The 17,399-nt window shown below is 34.0% G+C and carries 9 protein-coding genes; all 9 read left to right on the top strand.

What is annotated here, in order from left to right; all coding sequences use genetic code 11:
* Positions 1–67: 67 nt before the first annotated feature.
* Entirely contained in the window at positions 68–3,235 is a 3,168-nt protein-coding gene (locus ACHRVX_RS15190; RefSeq protein WP_395333660.1) for an efflux RND transporter permease subunit, read from the top strand.
* On the top strand, positions 3,228–4,676 hold the full coding sequence (locus tag ACHRVX_RS15185) for a TolC family protein (RefSeq protein ID WP_395333658.1): 1,449 nt from the start codon (positions 3,228–3,230) through the stop codon (positions 4,674–4,676). The genes ACHRVX_RS15190 and ACHRVX_RS15185 overlap by 8 nt, the downstream gene beginning before the upstream one ends.
* Positions 4,677–5,044: 368 nt before the next feature.
* Positions 5,045–5,500 carry a T9SS type A sorting domain-containing protein gene (locus ACHRVX_RS15180; protein WP_395333656.1) on the top strand — a complete coding sequence of 152 codons (456 nt, stop codon included), beginning with the start codon at positions 5,045–5,047 and terminating at the stop codon, positions 5,498–5,500.
* A gap of 8 nt (positions 5,501–5,508) precedes the next feature.
* Entirely contained in the window at positions 5,509–12,288 is a 6,780-nt protein-coding gene (locus ACHRVX_RS15175) for an RHS repeat-associated core domain-containing protein (RefSeq protein ID WP_395333654.1), read from the top strand.
* A 4-nt stretch (positions 12,289–12,292) separates the two neighbouring features.
* Complete coding sequence (locus tag ACHRVX_RS15170; protein WP_395333652.1) at positions 12,293–12,964, top strand: lysostaphin resistance A-like protein; 672 nt, start codon at positions 12,293–12,295, stop codon at positions 12,962–12,964.
* Between the two features lie 234 nt (positions 12,965–13,198).
* Complete coding sequence (locus tag ACHRVX_RS15165; protein WP_395333650.1) at positions 13,199–14,194, top strand: hypothetical protein; 996 nt, start codon at positions 13,199–13,201, stop codon at positions 14,192–14,194.
* A 68-nt stretch (positions 14,195–14,262) separates the two neighbouring features.
* Entirely contained in the window at positions 14,263–15,159 is an 897-nt protein-coding gene (locus ACHRVX_RS15160) for a hypothetical protein (RefSeq protein WP_395333648.1), read from the top strand.
* A gap of 163 nt (positions 15,160–15,322) precedes the next feature.
* Positions 15,323–16,084: a DUF6597 domain-containing transcriptional factor gene (locus tag ACHRVX_RS15155; protein WP_395333646.1), complete on the top strand. Its 762-nt coding sequence runs from the start codon at positions 15,323–15,325 to the stop codon at positions 16,082–16,084.
* 30 nt (positions 16,085–16,114) lie between these two features.
* Positions 16,115–17,278, top strand: a complete 1,164-nt coding sequence (locus ACHRVX_RS15150) for an FAD-dependent oxidoreductase (protein ID WP_395333645.1) — start codon at positions 16,115–16,117, stop codon at positions 17,276–17,278.
* Positions 17,279–17,399: the final 121 nt, after the last annotated feature.

The raw sequence follows: 17,399 nt of genomic DNA, 5'->3' as shown, positions 1-17,399 counted from the left end.
GTTTACAGAATACATTTCACATTACAATGCTATTCCAATTTGGTTTAATCATTAAAAAAATATAAAAATGTTTAATAAATTTATTCAAAGACCTGTATTGTCGATAGTAATATCGTTAGTCATTGTCTTTTTAGGGATCTTGTCGGTATTGAATTTGCCTATTACACAGTTCCCTTCGATTTCTCCTCCAATGGTAAATGTTACGGCAGATTATCCTGGATCAAATGGAGAATTGATGATTAAATCAGTTGTTATTCCGCTGGAAAGAGCTCTGAATGGAGTTCCCGGAATGAAATATATGACTTCTGATGCAGGAAATGATGGTGAAGCGAGTATTCAGGTTGTTTTTAACTTAGGTACAGATCCTAATCAGGCTGCAATTAACGTACAGAATCGTGTGGCTTCGGTTACTAATAAATTACCGCCTTTGGTAGTTAGAGAAGGTGTGAAGATTACGCGTGAAGTTCCGAGTATGCTGATGTATGTGAATCTTTACAGTACGGATAAAAATACCGACATGAAGTTCTTGTACAATTATGCGGATATCAACGTATTGTCTGAATTAAAAAGGGTAAATGGTGTAGGATCAGGAGATATCTTAGGAACACGTGAATATGCGATGCGCATCTGGTTAAAACCTGATCGTATGTTAGCCTATAAAATATCTGCTGATGAAGTAATGGAGGCATTATCAAGTCAGAGTTTAGAAGCTTCGCCTGGTAAAACCGGGGAAAGCTCCGGTAAACGTTCTCAGGCTTTTGAATATGTATTAAAATATTCAGGACGTTTTACAACTAAAGAACAATATGAGAATATTGTTGTAAGATCTACCAGTAACGGAGAATTGTTACGTTTAAAAGATATTGCCAAAGTTGAATTTGGAAGTTCGATGTATGATATTTATTCGAACTTAAATGGTCGTCCATCAGCGGCAATTGTATTAAAACAATCTTTTGGAAGTAATGCCAATCAGGTTATTGAAGATGTGAAAGCAAAATTAGAAACGATCAAGAAGAAATTCCCAAAAGGAATGGATTATGAAATTTCTTATGACGTTTCTAAATTCTTAGATGCATCTATCGAAAAAGTAATTCACACGTTGATCGAAGCTTTTATTTTGGTTGGATTAGTAGTTTTCCTTTTCTTAGGTGACTGGCGTTCAACGATTATTCCAGCAATTGCTGTACCTGTTTCCCTAATTGGAACGTTTGTTTTCATGACATTCTTCGATATTTCGTTGAACTTAATCACATTATTTGCTTTGGTTTTAGCAATTGGAGTTGTGGTCGATGATGCGATTGTTGTAATTGAAGCCGTTCACGCCAAGATGGAGGAAGAACATCTTTCGCCACTTAAAGCGACTAAAAAAGCCATGCACGAAATTGCAGGAGCTATTGTTGCGATTACATTCTTAATGGCTGCAGTATTTATTCCTGTTGCCTTCATGTCTGGTCCGGTTGGAGTATTCTATCGACAATTCTCGATCACGATGGCAACGGCTATTATCCTTTCGGGTATTGTGGCTTTGACTTTAACACCGGCACTTTGTGCAATGATGCTTGTCAACAATCACGGTAAACCTAAAAAACGTACTCCGGTAAATGTATTTATTGATGGTTTCAATAACAAGTTTAACCTTGCTCAGGGCAAGTATCAAAATGTATTGGGGAAAATCGTAAACAGAAGAGCCGTTACTATTATTGCACTTCTGGGTTTTTGTGCCGGAACATGGTTAATTAGCAGCACGGTTCCTTCAGGGTTTATCCCGAATGAGGATCAGGGAATGTTTTATGCCATTATTCAGACACCTCCGGGTTCATCATTAGAAAGAACCAATGATATTGCCGTTAAATTGCAAAAAATAGCAGAAGATGTTGAAGGAGTAAAATCAGTTTCGTCATTAGCAGGTTATGAGATTTTGACCGAAGGGACGGGATCAAATGCAGGAACTTGTTTGATCAACTTAAAAGACTGGAACGATCGTAAACAATCTGTTCAGGAAATTATGGACGAACTGGAAGAAAAATCAAAAGATATTCCAGGTGCCAATATCGAATTTTTCCAGCCACCGGCAGTTCCCGGATATGGAGCAGCAGGAGGATTTGAACTTCGTTTACTGGACAAAACAGGATCTAGTGATTTCAAAAAATTAGAAGCTGTAAATAAAGAATTTGTTGAAGAACTAAACAAACGTCCGGAGTTATCTAACGTATTTAGTTTCTTTAGTGCGAGTTTCCCTCAATATATGATGAAAGTCGACAATGATCTGGCACAACAAAAAGGGGTTTCTATTGAAAACGCCATGAATACTTTGTCAACTCTTGTGGGAAGTAACTACGAAATCAGTTTTATTAAATACGGAATCAACTATAAAGTAATCGTTCAGGCTGCACCGGAATATCGTGCACAACCGGATGATATCCTGAAACTGTATGTAAAAAATAATCACGATGAAATGGTTCCTTTTTCAGCTTTTATGAAATTAGAAAAAGTATACGGTCTTTCTGAAATTACAAGACATAATATGTACACCTCAACTGAAATTAGTGGTGGCGCAGCTCCGGGATATAGCTCTGGAACGGCAATTAAAGTAATTCAGGATGTTGCGGCAAAAAAATTACCAAGAGGTTATGATATTGACTGGGCAGGTATTTCTGCTGATGAGGTGGCTCAGGGTAATCAGGCAATTTGGGTATTCCTGATTTGTTTAGGATTTGTTTACCTGGTATTAGCAGCACAATACGAAAGTTTTATTCTGCCATTATCTGTAATTCTTTCATTACCGGCGGGTATTTTTGGAGCTTTCCTTTTATTGAAATTAACAGGATTAGAAAACAATATTTATGCTCAGGTTGCCATGGTAATGCTTATTGGTTTACTGGGTAAAAATGCCGTACTGATTGTAGAGTTCGCCATACAGCGACATGCAGCAGGCAAAACTGTTCTTGAAGCAGCAATGGAAGGAGCTAAAGCGAGGTTCCGTCCTATTTTGATGACTTCATTTGCATTTATTGCAGGTTTATTACCTCTTGCTTTCGCCAGTGGTCCGGGTAAAATTGGAAACAGAACTATTGGTACAGCCGCTGCCGGAGGTATGCTGATAGGAACTATTTGTGGTGTATTCGTGATTCCGGGATTGTATTACATTTTTGGAAAAATAGCAGAGAAACACAAACTAGTGAAACATGAAGAAGAGAATCCATTAACAGAAGAAATTGATAACAATCATGTATAAATTCAAATCATATCAATATGGTATTGCATTAGGTATTTGTCTTACGGTTGCAGGGTGTAAAGCCCCTGCGCCTGAGGCAGCACCTACTACAAGTACGCCGGTTCCTGAATCATTTGGCGCAACTGCACAAACTCAGGATTCAAACAACACCTCAGCTTTACAATGGAAAGATTATTTTAAAGATCAAAACCTTGTAGATTTGATTGATGTTGCCTTAAAAAACAATCAGGAATTAAACATTACTTTACAGGAAATTGAAATTGCAAAAAATGATATTCGTGTAAGAAAAGGGCTTTTATTACCAACACTTGGTGTTCGCGCCGGAGCAGGAGTTGAAAAAGTTGGTCGATACACAAGCCAGGGAGCGGGTGATGCTACAACGGAAATTAAACCGGGAGTAGAAACTCCGGATCCGCTTGGGGATTTTACCATTTCGGCTTACGCCAATTGGGAAGTGGATATCTGGAAGAAACTGCGTAATTCTAAAAAAGCAGCGTTAAACAGATATTTAGCCACTGTAGAAGGTAAAAACTTTGTAATAACCAATCTCATTGCTGAAGTGGCTGATTCTTATTACGAATTATTGGCATTGGATACTCAGTTAGATATTGTAAAACAAACGATCACATTGCAGAGTAATGCTTTGGAGATTGTGAAAATTCAGAAGCAGGCATCAAGAGCAACAGAATTGGGTGTTAAGAAATTTGAGGCTGAAGTTTTAACTTCAAAAAGTCTTGAATTTGGCATTTTACAACAAATAAAAGAAGCAGAAAATAAAATCAACTTCTTGCTGGCAAGATATCCGCAGGAAATCAAAAGAACAACCAGCACGAATTTCTTAAGTTTATTACCCGCTGCTGTAAGTTCAGGAATTCCGTCACAATTATTAGCCAATCGTCCTGATGTTAAACAAGCAGAACTGGAATTAGTAGCTTCAAAACTAGATGTGAAAGTGGCTCGTGCTGAGTTTTATCCTTCATTGGATATTTCGGCTGCAGTTGGTGTAAATGCTTTTAAACCATCGTATTTGTTTACATTTCCGGAATCAATATTATATTCACTGGCAGGAGATCTTGCTGCGCCATTGATTAACAGAAATGCAATCAAAGCCGAATTTGCAAGTGCCAATGCAAAACAACTTCAGGCGTTATATAACTACGATCGTACAGTTTTAAATGCTTATTTAGAAGTTTCGAATCAGCTTTCTAAAATTGAAAACCTTCAAAAAGGATACGATCTTAAATCGCAACAAGTGGATGCATTGAATACTTCGATCGACGTTTCTAACGATTTGTTTAAATCGGCAAGAGTAGATTATTTCGAAGTGTTAATGACGCAACGTGATGCATTAGAAGCAAAATTAGAACTAGTTGATACTAAAAAAGAACAATTGAATGCTGCTGTCCATGTTTATAGAGACTTAGGAGGCGGATGGAAATAATATTGCCTGTTAATTTGTAGATAAAAAGCCTTTCAAGAGTAAATTTTGAAAGGCTTTTTTATGTTTAAAATATTGGTAAAATTAAATTTTAGAGTTTACGTCTTCCCGTAAAGTTTGTAAGATTATAATAATCATATTTGTTTTTTGAATTTTCAAAAATTAATTACAATTATAATATTTGAAAAATTTGTCAAATTAAAATAGCAATAATTTTTCAGTAATATTAAGTGATAATTATCAACTGCAAAATAAATACGAATTAAAATTTTTGACAGAGAAATTTTATTAGTTTTGCTTTTTTTTAACAAAAAATTAAACATTGAAATCCTATAAATAATTTGCCTTTTTGTTCTCCTATATAAGCTAATATGAAAAAAACAACTACTCTTATTTTTTTGGTGCTCGGCGTTTTCTCTTACGCACAGCAAAAAATTACTTTTAATTATGATGCCGCAGGAAATCAAATTCTTCGTGAATTATGTTTGTCAGGTTGCTCCCAATCTGCAAAACAAGCAAATGAAGTTAAAGAAATTGCCGCATTAACAGAGGATGATTTATTAAAGTTTTCATCTGAAGATGTGATTTCTTATTATCCAAACCCCGTTAAGGAAGAATTATATATTAAATGGGAGCTTAAAGAAAATAATTACGTTAACTCCATTCAGATTTTTTCTTTAACAGGACAATTGCTGAGATCTTATCAGCCAGGTTTACATAACAATAACCAAAATATTCCTTTTCAGGAATATCCAAGGGGAGTTTATGCTGTGATATTACATTATAATGATGGAGATCAAAAAACTATAAAAATCATTAAGCAATAAAAAGATATATGAAGCAATTTTACTTTTTCATTTTAGTTTTAATAACACAATTTACTTTTTCTCAAAATTTTACAGATACAAAAGGAGAATTACAAATTTCAGCATCAGGAACTGCAAATTATAATTTGCCTATTGCAACTCCGCCAAGTATAAAAGGTGTGGCGCCAATAATTAATCTTACTTACAGCAGTGGAGTTAGGGGAGGGATTGCAGGACAAGGATGGAGTATTAATAGTATCTCCGCTATAAGTCGTATTTCAACAAGACGGGATATTGATGGCTTTGTTGATGGAGTCGATTTTGATGATAACGATAAATTAGCATTAGATGGTCAACGACTTTTAATAAAAACCGGAACGTATTGGGCAGGTGGTTCTACTTATGAGACGGAATATAAAAGTAATACCAGAATTGAATTAAAAACTGAAGGTACAACGACTTACTTTATTGTTACAGCTCCGGATGGATCAAGAAGTTGGTACGGTTCAAAAGGTGCCGGAAGTTTGCAGAATTCAGTTTCATTAAATTCTTGGTACATTGTTCATTACGAAGATGTAAATGGTAATTTTATTGATTATAATTACAAAACAGTCGCTTATAATAATACAGGTCAATTATATATTGATAATATTACGTTTAGTGGAAACAGTATTGCAGGAATCGCAACTCAAAATAAAATAAGTTTTAATTATAGAAGTGCTAAACGTGTAGAACGAGATTTTATGAAAGGATCTCCAGTTTATGCTACTCAAATATTAGAAAATATTCAGGTATTTGCAAATAATAATATTTTTAGGACCTATAAGCTTACACATCTGGAAGATACCAGTTTGGGGTATGAAAGAATAGCAAACATTCAGGAAATAAATGCTCAAAATGAAGTGTCAAATCCTGTAGAGTTCAAATATGCTTCAAGTCCTGTTACTCCGGAAAGAACAGAAAAAGAATATTCAAATAATCTGGCTTTTGACAAAACAGATTTAGCGGGTGATTTTGATGGTGATGGAAGGTTAGATTTTGTAGCAAATAATCAAGTTTTTACTAATTTATTTAATGGTAATTCAGGAAATGCACCAATAAATTTGCCAAATCTAGGAAGAGTACCTTTTTCAGCGACTACTGTATTAAACAATAAGTTAAACCAATTTCAGTCTTTTGTTTATGTAAAGGAAACTTTAGGCACAATTGAATTTAAAATTTACAATTTAAGAGCTGGAGCCATTATCTTAGATCAAACAAAAACTATAAATTTTAATAATTTACTAAATCACGATACTACTTTAGATCATCCAAATTGTACGGGTTTTTATATTGATCCTCTTAAAATAAATACATATTCTGAGGGTGATTTTAATGGTGATGGAATAAGTGAAGTACTAGTTGTTAGTATCAAAAACGCAAAAGCTTTTAACAGCGGAATGGAAGTATATGATCCAGATGGTATTCCTAGTACTGATTGCTATACAGAATATACAAATGAAGGAGAAGAATTTCATATTGTAAATCTAGACCAAAATGCATCTACAATATTAGGAGAAAATGGATTTTTAAAGATAGGAAATAGTAGTTTATTAGAAGGAGACCGGAGGATAATAGCTGATTTTAATGGAGACAGTAAATCCGATATATTAGTGATAAATTACGACAAATCGTATCGAATTGTAAGTTTCAAACAACTTCCAGCAGCTCCGTGGTTAGAACTTGAGGTGATAGGTTATGGCAGTATTGATAAATATTCCCAAACTAAACAAATGCTTCTCGGAGATTATAATGGAGATGGTAAGACAGATATTATGCTTCCTGACGCTGAAGGAGGTCAGGGACAAATAAAATGGCATATTTATTTTAATAATGCTAATCCGGCAGGAGGAGAATTTTTTACTAAAGAATCTCATGATATTGTTGAATACTGGCCTAGTACTGGTAGTCATTTTGATACGCAAGTAGATTTTAGTAATTATTATGCCTTGGATATTAATGGTGATGGTAAATCGGATTTAGTTCGTATTTGGAGAAAATATTATAAGCCAATGTGGACGATTAACGATCATAATACTCAATGGCAGGTAACCGCTTTTACAAATAATATAGGTAAAGTAGGATCCTCAGGTTTTATACAAACTTATAATTCCGGTGTGTTTGATTCTGGTTCACCTGACATTCCTATTCCTGTTACATCAAATTATAGATATAATGGAGCTAATACTGACATAATTGTTGTTAGAGGTCACAAGAATATAGTTGAATACTATCAATTCAATAAAAATGTAGAAACAGAAAATAGGCTGATAACCGTAACAGAATCTAGCAGTAATATAAAACAGACTATTGAATATAAAACAATGGAGTCTACTGATAGTGGATTAGGTAACAGTACATTAGATTTTTACTCTTCGGGTAATAGTGTCAATTATCCTAATATTGAAATTATAAGAAATCCTATGAATTACTTAGTTTCAAAACTTATCGCTACCATAAATGGAATTTCTAAATACCAAGATTTTAGATATAGAGGTTTTGTATCTAATTTTAATTACGGAACAGTTGGCTTTATAAAAACAACGAGAAGTAGTTGGTACTTAAGTGAATCTGATCCTAAAATATGGACTACACAATTTAATGATGTTGCTCTTAAAGGTGCCAATACAATAACTTGGAGCAGTACTGACGGCACAACGGTATTTAATAGTGTTCCGTCGAATTTATTAAGCACCAAGACAAATGTATTCGCTGTTTATACAGAAGGCGGTGGTGACGCTATTTCATCACGAACTATTCAGGATAATATCATTATACAAGATCCTGTTACTGTAGGACAAACATATAAAGCAAATAGTTCTATTACTGCCTCATCAAAAATAAATGATGATGTTGCGGTAAATTATCAGGCACCACAAATAATTTTAAAGCCCGGGTTTATTGCCAGCGCAACTAATAACAGTAAGTTTACAGCTTCACCCACCACAAATTCTCAGAGTGCGGGTGCATCGAATTCAAATAGTGGAGTTTACAATGTTTTACTAACGAAACAAACTTCTATAGATCATTTAACAGGTGTAAAAAACGAAACCAATTTCACTTATGACGGAACAGTCGATAGTACTAATTATTTTGGTTTGCAGGTACGCAGTGTTTCAAAGCAATATAGCGGAGCAACTTTACAAGGGACTACAACTATAGATACAGATTATGATAATAATCCTGATGGTGCAGGGAGCGCCTTTTATGTAGGAAGACCTAAAAAAGTTAGTGCTTCAAGTACTATTTATACAGGAGATACACGTTCATCAGAAGAAAAATATACGTATACAGGATCAAATTTAACCAGAACAGAAAAAAAAGGACATAATACATATCCAATAATAGAGGATATGACGTATGATTCGTTAGGTAATTTATTGACTAAAACCGTAAGTGCTCCTGGTGCATCGACTCCTGCAATACCAAGAACCATTTCAGATGAGTATGATGGTACAAAACGATTTGTAATTAAAAAAACAGACCATCAGGGGTTTGTTACGAATTTTATATATAATACTTTAGGACAAGTTACTAAGTCCACAGATTATTTAGGAGTTGTAAATGATTATGTGTATGATAATTGGGGTAAATTGATCAATACAACCACTCAAAATGTATCTTCAACACCTCTGGTAACTACAATCGTTTATACTAAATTGTCAGATGGAGGTTATACAACTACTACCACTAATAATACCGATGCCAAAACCTCAACCAGATATGATGTTTTAGGAAGAGCCATAATCACTAGTACAAAAGGTTTTACATCAGGTTCTTTAGTGTATAAACAGGTTGTTTATGATGCGTTAGGAAGAAAAACCAAAGAAAGTGAACCTTATTTTTCATCTCCTAACCAATGGACTATTTATGAGTATGATTATTTAATGCGACCTACTACAGTGACAGCGCATACAGGTAAAATTCAGACTTTATCCTATTCCGGATTAACTACAACCAGTAATGATGATGGAAAAATAACCACTGTTACAGTTGATGCTTTAGGAAATAAAACCCAGACTACTGATCCGGGAGGAGCAGTCAATTTTATATATTATGCTGACGGGCAATTAAAGGAATCTGATTATCAAGGTAACAAAGTATCGATTTCTATAGATGGCTGGGGTAATAAAGTTGCAATGACTGACCCTAGTGCCGGAACTTATACCTATTCATATGATGCTTTTGGACAAATTAAAACGGAGACTACACCAAATGGTACTACTGCTTATATTTATGATGCCACAGGAAAAACAACCGAAAAAACAATAGTGGGTACCAATACCAACAGCAAAACCAACTATGTTTATAATCCAAGTACTAATTTACTAACCAGTAGTTCATTTGTTAATATCATAGAAGGCAATTCGATTACGAATTCATTTGAATATGATAGTTATAACAGAATAAGTAAAACCATAGAGAATACACCTTATGCCACTTTTACTAAAGAGCTTACGTATGATACGTTTGGCCGTGCCGATAAAGAAACATCGACAGCAGCTATCTCAGGTAAATCAAGTTCAAAGACTTTGAAGCATATGTATCAAAATGGTTTTGCATGGCAACTTGTAGACGATGCTACTCAACAAGTATTATGGCAAACCAATTCGCTGAACGAAAGAGGACAGTTAACAAGTGCCAGTTTAGGAAACGGTATGGGTATTACTAATACCTATGATCAATATGGTTATGCTTCTCAGTTTAAATTTGACAGAATGGTTACAAATCCTGGAAATGTAATGACATTGACCACAGTTTTTGAACCAAAAAGAGGAAATTTAACTACTCGAACAAATAATTTATTCAATTGGAATGAAAACTTTACTTATGATGAATTAGATCGATTATTAACTTACAATGATGTACGGTCAATACCACAAACGCAGAATTATGATGCAAAAGGTAAAATTACCCAGAATAGTGTAGGTACTTATAATTATACAGTAACAGGCAAAACATACCAAAATAATTCAATTACGTTAACGCCACAGGCATTGAGTTATTACCAAAACAGATTAGCAAATTTAAAAAATACATCATTTACAAACAACCAAGCATCATCCCAGTTAGCGGTACCAACACCTCCGGCTTCTACAATTGGGCTTGAAGTTACTTATAATACGTTTAAGAGCCCTGTAACGATAAGAGAAAGAGGAGGTGATGAAAATTATATCGATTACTTAAGTTTTACGTATAATGATGGTAATGATCGTAGTACAATGTTTTATGGAGGGGTACAAGGAGATAAATTATTACGTCCGCTTCGCAAGCATTATTCGGGTGACGGTACTATGGAGATCAAAGAAAACAGAACTACAGGAAAAATCGAGTTTGTAACTTACATTGGGGGAGATGGCTATAGTGCCCCAATAGTAGTAAAAAGTGATGGTATAACACAAAATTATTTATATTTACATAGAGATTACCAAGGCACTATATTAGCTGTAACGGATAACGCTGGTGGAATAGTCGAAAAAAGATTGTTTGATGCCTGGGGAGCTGTATTACAAGTACAAAATGGTGCGGGCACAGTCTTAGCAATTCTAACAGTATTAGATCGTGGATATACTGGTCATGAGCATTTGCAAAGCGTAGAAATTATAAATATGAACGGTCGTTTATATGATCCAAAATTGCACCGTTTCCTGCAACCCGACAATTTTATTCAGGATCCTGCAAACACACAAAATTACAACCGCTACGGTTATGTGTTGAATAATCCGTTAAAGTATACAGACCCTAGCGGTGAAGAAGCAATCACGCTTGGTGCCGTAGTGATTATTGGTGCAATCATAGCTGCCACAACTTATACTTTAACTGCCTTACTAGCTGATGTTCCTTTTAGTGTTGGAGGTTTGCTTAAAGCAACTTTTATTGGGGCAGCGAGTTCTGCGGTAACTTTTGGTATTGGTAGCGCTTCTTCAGCATTGTTTACTAATTTTTATTCACAGGCAGCTTTCAGTGCGGCAGCACATGGTACTTTTCAAGGTAGTATGACTGCTATTTCCGGAGGTAAATTCTGGAGTGGTTTTGCAGCAGGTGCTTTGAGTAGTATTGCAGCAAGTGCTTGGAGTGGCGGTTCAAGTATGGATGGCTTGGGGGAAAATGCTCATGCTATTCCAGGTACAGGTATGCAAGGTATAGGGACAGGAACAGGAGGTTTAGGTATGATTGCTTTCGGGACTGTATCAGGAGGAGCAGGAGCTGTACTTACTGGAGGTAATTTTTGGCAAGGGGCAGTAACTGGACTTGTGGTTTCCGGATTGAATCATTATATGCACAGATTACAAGGTGATGATGAAATAACAAAAGATGCAAAAGAAATTGCTAAAAAGTACGGGCACGATTGGAGAAAAGTAAAAGAATTTTTAGAGAAGCATCCATTTAAACCTACTCATAAAGGTATAGAATTAGAGGGTACTGGAGAAGAAGTATATTCTTCGAAAAAAATAGATGATGATCCAACTGTGTCGCAATATATTCAAGATTCGGGAGAGTCTAAAATAATGGATCATCTTAAAGAATACTTTTTACATAATAGTATAGTAAAACTCTTAAATGCACCTGGTAATTTATTAGATACAGTTGATCTAAATGCAAAAGATACTCAAGCATCGAGAGACGACAGAACTCAACAGGCTAAGCAACGTTTAATTAATCGTGTTTTTCAAAAACAACCAATTTATCAAACACCTACAATGAGAAATTCTCAGCAAAGCTGGATTTATGGTCCCAGCAGATTTGAATTAATTACTAAAGGATACTAATGCCATGATCAAATATTTAATATATATATTTTTATGTATAATCTTGGGTTTTTTGGATTTTCATTTTAACCTGAGAGGTGTTTTATCAATAACATTTGATGTAGTTCTATCAATATATATTATAGTATGTAATAGGGAAAATATCAAAACTAATTTTATTCTTAGTTTTGATTATCGTCTTTTATGTGGTGTTTTGCTTATATTTTCTATGCTTTTTTTTAAAGAAGGCTTAATATGTTTTTTTTATAATAATTCTATTGACTATTATGATAAAGTTGATTTTTATTTTATTGTTGCATTAGTGATAAAATCCTTTACAGAAGAATTAATATTTAGAGGATATTGGTTAAAGAACTTTCTAGTTAGGTATAATATATTAATATCAATATTAATTGTTTCTCTAGGTTTTGCATTTTTACATTTTTTTGGGAGAAACAATGCGATTTTTGCTTTTATTAGTAGTCTAGCATTATCATATATTTTTTATAAAAGTAAATCAATAATGAATAATTTTCTTATACATGTGAGTAGTAATTTATTTGTCATTTTTTTATTCCCCAGTATTTTATCTTATTATTCTAGTATTGATGAACGGCTTAAAATTATATCTATTTGTAGTGTTTTTATATTTATAATTTTTATTTTGAAGATATTACGTGATAGTTATCGGGAATGACCCGATCGCTCGAATGTATGTAACGATAGCGCGGAATTCTTTCCTTGCCCATTCCAATAAGACAAAAGGAAGATTGAAAGTATTATTAAACCTCGTAGATTTCTAACGTTGCGAAACATGGATTGCAAAGTTCTCCCGATTTGTTAGGATTGAACAAAAAAAGATAAACAATCTTTTAAAACCATTTTTAAAAGATTATCTAAAGATTGAAAGAAAAATTAAAATAACAAACTCATGAAAAAAATATTACTTTTTTTAATAATACTATTTTACTCATTTTCCTATAGCCAAACGTTTAATGGTAATTTAGGATCGAAGAGTTTAAGTTGGTCACTAGAACAAAAAGATTTTACAAGTCTTCCGCGAGTTGGTATTGATCCCATGTCTATAAAACTTTGGGATAATTATAATGCTGCAAATTCACCTTCTCAATATGGTTCATTATTGGAAATAAATGGAAGAGTTAATCATTTAGTTTCTCAGTTATATTTTGTTGGGACAGGAGCTGACAACGACAGAATTAGATACAGAACTGCATTTTATGGTCAAAGTGGTTGGACCGATTGGCGTAACATATTAGATTCTAAAAATGATGTTGAATCTTCAGCTAATCTAAAAATTGGCGGAAGTGGCGGTATAGGAACTTCAGAGTTAACCTCTCCTTTGTCGATAGGAAATAATCATGGAGTTAAGTTATCTGTAGGGAATTCTGCATGGTCAAGTACTCCAATAATTGAAACGGGTTATACTAGTGCTACAGATGATTTTACAGATATAAAAGTGGCTAGTTTTCGTGCTAGTTATGGTTTTATTCGGATTTTAAAAAATGGGAATGTTGGTATTGGTGCAACTAATCCAGAATCAAAACTGACAGTTGCAGGAAATATTCATGCTCAGGAAGTAAAAGTTACACTTAATGCTGGAGTAGTAGTTCCTGATTACGTTTTTGCAAATGACTATAAGTTAAAATCATTGCAAGAAGTCGAACAGTATATCAAACAAAACAATCATTTGCCAGAAATACCGTCTGCTCAGGAAATAGAAAAGAATGGTTTAATGCTGGCAGAAATGAACATGAATTTGCTTAAAAAGATTGAGGAAATGACGCTTTATATGATTGAACAAAACAATAAAATTGAAAAACAAATTGAGCAAATTGAACAGATAAAGAAAGAAAATAAATCTTTTAGAACTGTTTTCGAAGATTATCTAAAATTGAACAAAAATTAAAATAACAGATGTATAAAAAAAATGAAACTAGTAAGATAATTATAATACTGACAATTGTATTATTTAATGTGACAAACTTAGTAGCGCAAACTTTAAACCCGACTAATAGTATAAGAGTTCCTGGTACTGCAGATACTTTTAAGGGAGGATATACTTTTTCTTATGCAACAGCAGGGACACCCTGGAACGGTGCATTAATAAGTTTTGGAGGGTTAGATAATAGATACGATTGTCAGATTAGTGCTGATTACGGTCCACACGGGGGCAATCGAATTTCTTTTAGAACTAAAAGTTCGGATTTAAATCCTGAAGGTATTTGGAATTCATGGAACGAATTAGCTACTCGCGGAGAAAATAATTTTGAAGGGATTCAAACATTCTATGGTGGTTTATCGGTCAGAAATTTATCAAATAGTAATAACAGTTCTGCTATAATGATTTCACATTCTATTGCAAATGGCAATCTTGTAACTTTTGGTACTTCTATTAGGTCAATCACAGAAAGCGAAGGGTCTAATATTTACGGAATGCAGTTCTTCACACAGGATTCGCATGGGACTGGTCAAACAGAAAAGGTCAGAATTCAGGGAAATGGTAATGTAGGTATCGGTACAACAGCCCCGGACTCAAAACTTACAGTTGCAGGAAATATTCATGCTCAGGAAGTAAAAGTTACACTTAATGCTGGAGTAGTAGTTCCGGATTATGTTTTTGCAAATGATTATAAATTAAAGCCATTACAAGAAGTTGAAGAATATATAAAGGCAAATAATCATTTACCTGAAATTCCTTCAGCTAAGGAAATTGAAAAAAATGGATTAATGCTGGCTGAGATGAATTTGAATTTATTAAAAAAGATTGAAGAACTAACTTTGCACGCAATACAACAACAAAAAAATATTACCGATTTGACTAAGATTGTTGAAGAACAAAATAGAAGATTAAATTCCGTAGAAAGTAAATAATCTTATTAATTTAAATATAATAAGCCTTTCAAGAGTAAATTTTGAAAGGCTTTTTTATTGGTGGGAGAAATGAGTTTTTTTCTTTGAAATTAATTACACTCACTCACTTATTAAATTTATTATTTTTATAAACAAAATTTAAGTTTAATACTAAAAGAAAAATTTGACAGCAAACCATGACATAATACGTAAAGTAATAAAACCTCAACCGGAACTTTCTGATTTTGTAGAAAATATATGGATGCTTGAAAATACATCAGATTCACCACATGAAATTGTTGTTTTGCCTAACGGAAGGTTTGATATTATGTTTTTTTATTCACCGGAACAATCCTTTCATATTATGCGAATGGGTTTGGAAACTGAACCTGCGCAAACTGCGATTTCGCCCAAAGCGTTGTTGTTTGCCATAAGTTTCAAACTTCTTGCGATTGAATATTTGTTAGATGTAAAAGCAGCTTCCATAATAAATACTGCTGATGCTTTACCAAAAGATTTTTGGGGAATTACAAAGGACGACCTAAATGATTTTGACCTATTTTGCGATAAAGTTTCCACTAAAATGATTTCGCTTATCAAGCTGGATATCGATCCAAGAAAGCAAAAATTATTTGAATTGATTTATGCTTCAAATGGTTCTATGTCGGTAAAAGAATTATCCGAAAAAGTATTTTGGAACAGCCGTCAGATCAATCGTTATTTTAATGATCATTTCGGAATTTCATTAAAAGCGTATTGTAATATTGTCCGATTCAAGGAATCACTGGAACATATTAAAGAAGGAAGACTTTTTCCTGAACTCAATTACACCGATCAAAATCATTTTATAAAGGAAATCAAAAGACTTTCCGGAGTGGTTCCCAAAGAATTATTCAAAGATAAAAACGACCGATTTCTACTATTCCATAAGTTACCAAAGAAATAGTTTTGCAGTAATAAAACTAATTTTAAAAGTATGTTACTACAAAATAAAAAAATTGCTATCATAGGAGGTGGTCCCGGCGGATTAACTCTTGCCCGTCTTTTACAACTTAAAGGTGCTGATGTAAAAGTATATGAAAGAGATGAAAACAGACATGTCAGACTACAAGGCGCAACGCTGGATTTGCATTATGAATCAGGTTTAAAGGCAATTGAAGCTGCGGGATTAATGGATGCTTTTAAAGCAAATTACAGACCTGATAATGATCGATACCGTGTTATGGATGAAAACGGAAATGTGTTTCATGATGACCACGCAAAAGAATCAACAGGAGCTTTTGGTGATGAATTTTTCAGGCCTCAAATTGATCGCGGACCTTTAAGAGATATCTTATTAGATGCTCTTGAACCTGAAACTATGGTTTGGGACAGTCATATAGTTTCGGTTGAAAACAAAAATAATGTTTGGGAAATTAATTTCAAAAATGGTAACGTTGCAACTGCCGATATTGTAATAGGAGCTGATGGTGCGAATTCAAAAATCCGTCCGTTTGTTACGCCAATTAAACCCATTTATTCTGGTGTTACTTATTTAGTCTGCAATATTCCTAAATCGGGAAAGAATGCTCGAAAATTGCATGAGTTGGTAAAAGGTGGAAAGATTTCTGCCATGGCCCATTCCCAAACTTTATTTTTAAGTGCCAAAGGTGATGGCAGTCTGGATTTTTATATTGGATGGAAAGCAGCTGAAAACTGGGCTGTGGAAAGCGGAATCGATTTTAAAGATAATAAACAGGTTTTAGAATGGTTTAAAAAGGAATTTGCGAGTTGGGATTCGATGTGGTTGGAATTGTTTAATTATGATGAAACCGAGTTTGTTGTAAGGCCTTTATACGGTATGCCACTCGATCAATATTGGGAAACCAATCCTAATATAACGTTAATTGGTGATGCGGCACATTTATTACCGCCAAATGGAGAAGGAGTAAACTCGGCGATGCTGGACGCTTTGTATTTAAGCGAGAATTTAAATAACGAAAAGTTTACGGATATAAAAGAGGCAATAAGTGATTATGAAAAACAGATGTTTGAAAGATTTGCAGATGAAGGAAAAGAAACTGCAGAAATGATGGAGTGGATGTATTCTCCGGATGGATTAAAAATAATGGTAGAATTGTTTCATCAAATGCCCAATTAAATCTTTTAATCATTTCATCTGTGGGTAAAAATTAACTGCGGATAACACAAAGTTCTGCAAAGCTGGAAATCAATACAAAGCTTTGCGGACTTTGTGTTTTCATAAAACTATAAGTGTAAAG

Origin of the sequence: Flavobacterium sp. FlaQc-47 (assembly GCF_044006475.1) — a bacterium.
GTDB lineage: Bacteria > Bacteroidota > Bacteroidia > Flavobacteriales > Flavobacteriaceae > Flavobacterium.
The sequence above is the reverse complement of the archived record's forward strand: the minus strand, read 5'-3'. Positions and strand labels throughout refer to the sequence as shown.

Coding starts and splice junctions, on each gene's coding strand:
- ACHRVX_RS15170 (WP_395333652.1), top strand. CDS start 12,293: ATGATCAAATATTTAATATATATATTTTTATGTATAATCTTGGGTTTT.
- ACHRVX_RS15185 (WP_395333658.1), top strand. CDS start 3,228: ATGTATAAATTCAAATCATATCAATATGGTATTGCATTAGGTATTTGT.
- ACHRVX_RS15165 (WP_395333650.1), top strand. CDS start 13,199: ATGAAAAAAATATTACTTTTTTTAATAATACTATTTTACTCATTTTCC.
- ACHRVX_RS15180 (WP_395333656.1), top strand. CDS start 5,045: ATGAAAAAAACAACTACTCTTATTTTTTTGGTGCTCGGCGTTTTCTCT.
- ACHRVX_RS15190 (WP_395333660.1), top strand. CDS start 68: ATGTTTAATAAATTTATTCAAAGACCTGTATTGTCGATAGTAATATCG.
- ACHRVX_RS15150 (WP_395333645.1), top strand. CDS start 16,115: ATGTTACTACAAAATAAAAAAATTGCTATCATAGGAGGTGGTCCCGGC.
- ACHRVX_RS15175 (WP_395333654.1), top strand. CDS start 5,509: ATGAAGCAATTTTACTTTTTCATTTTAGTTTTAATAACACAATTTACT.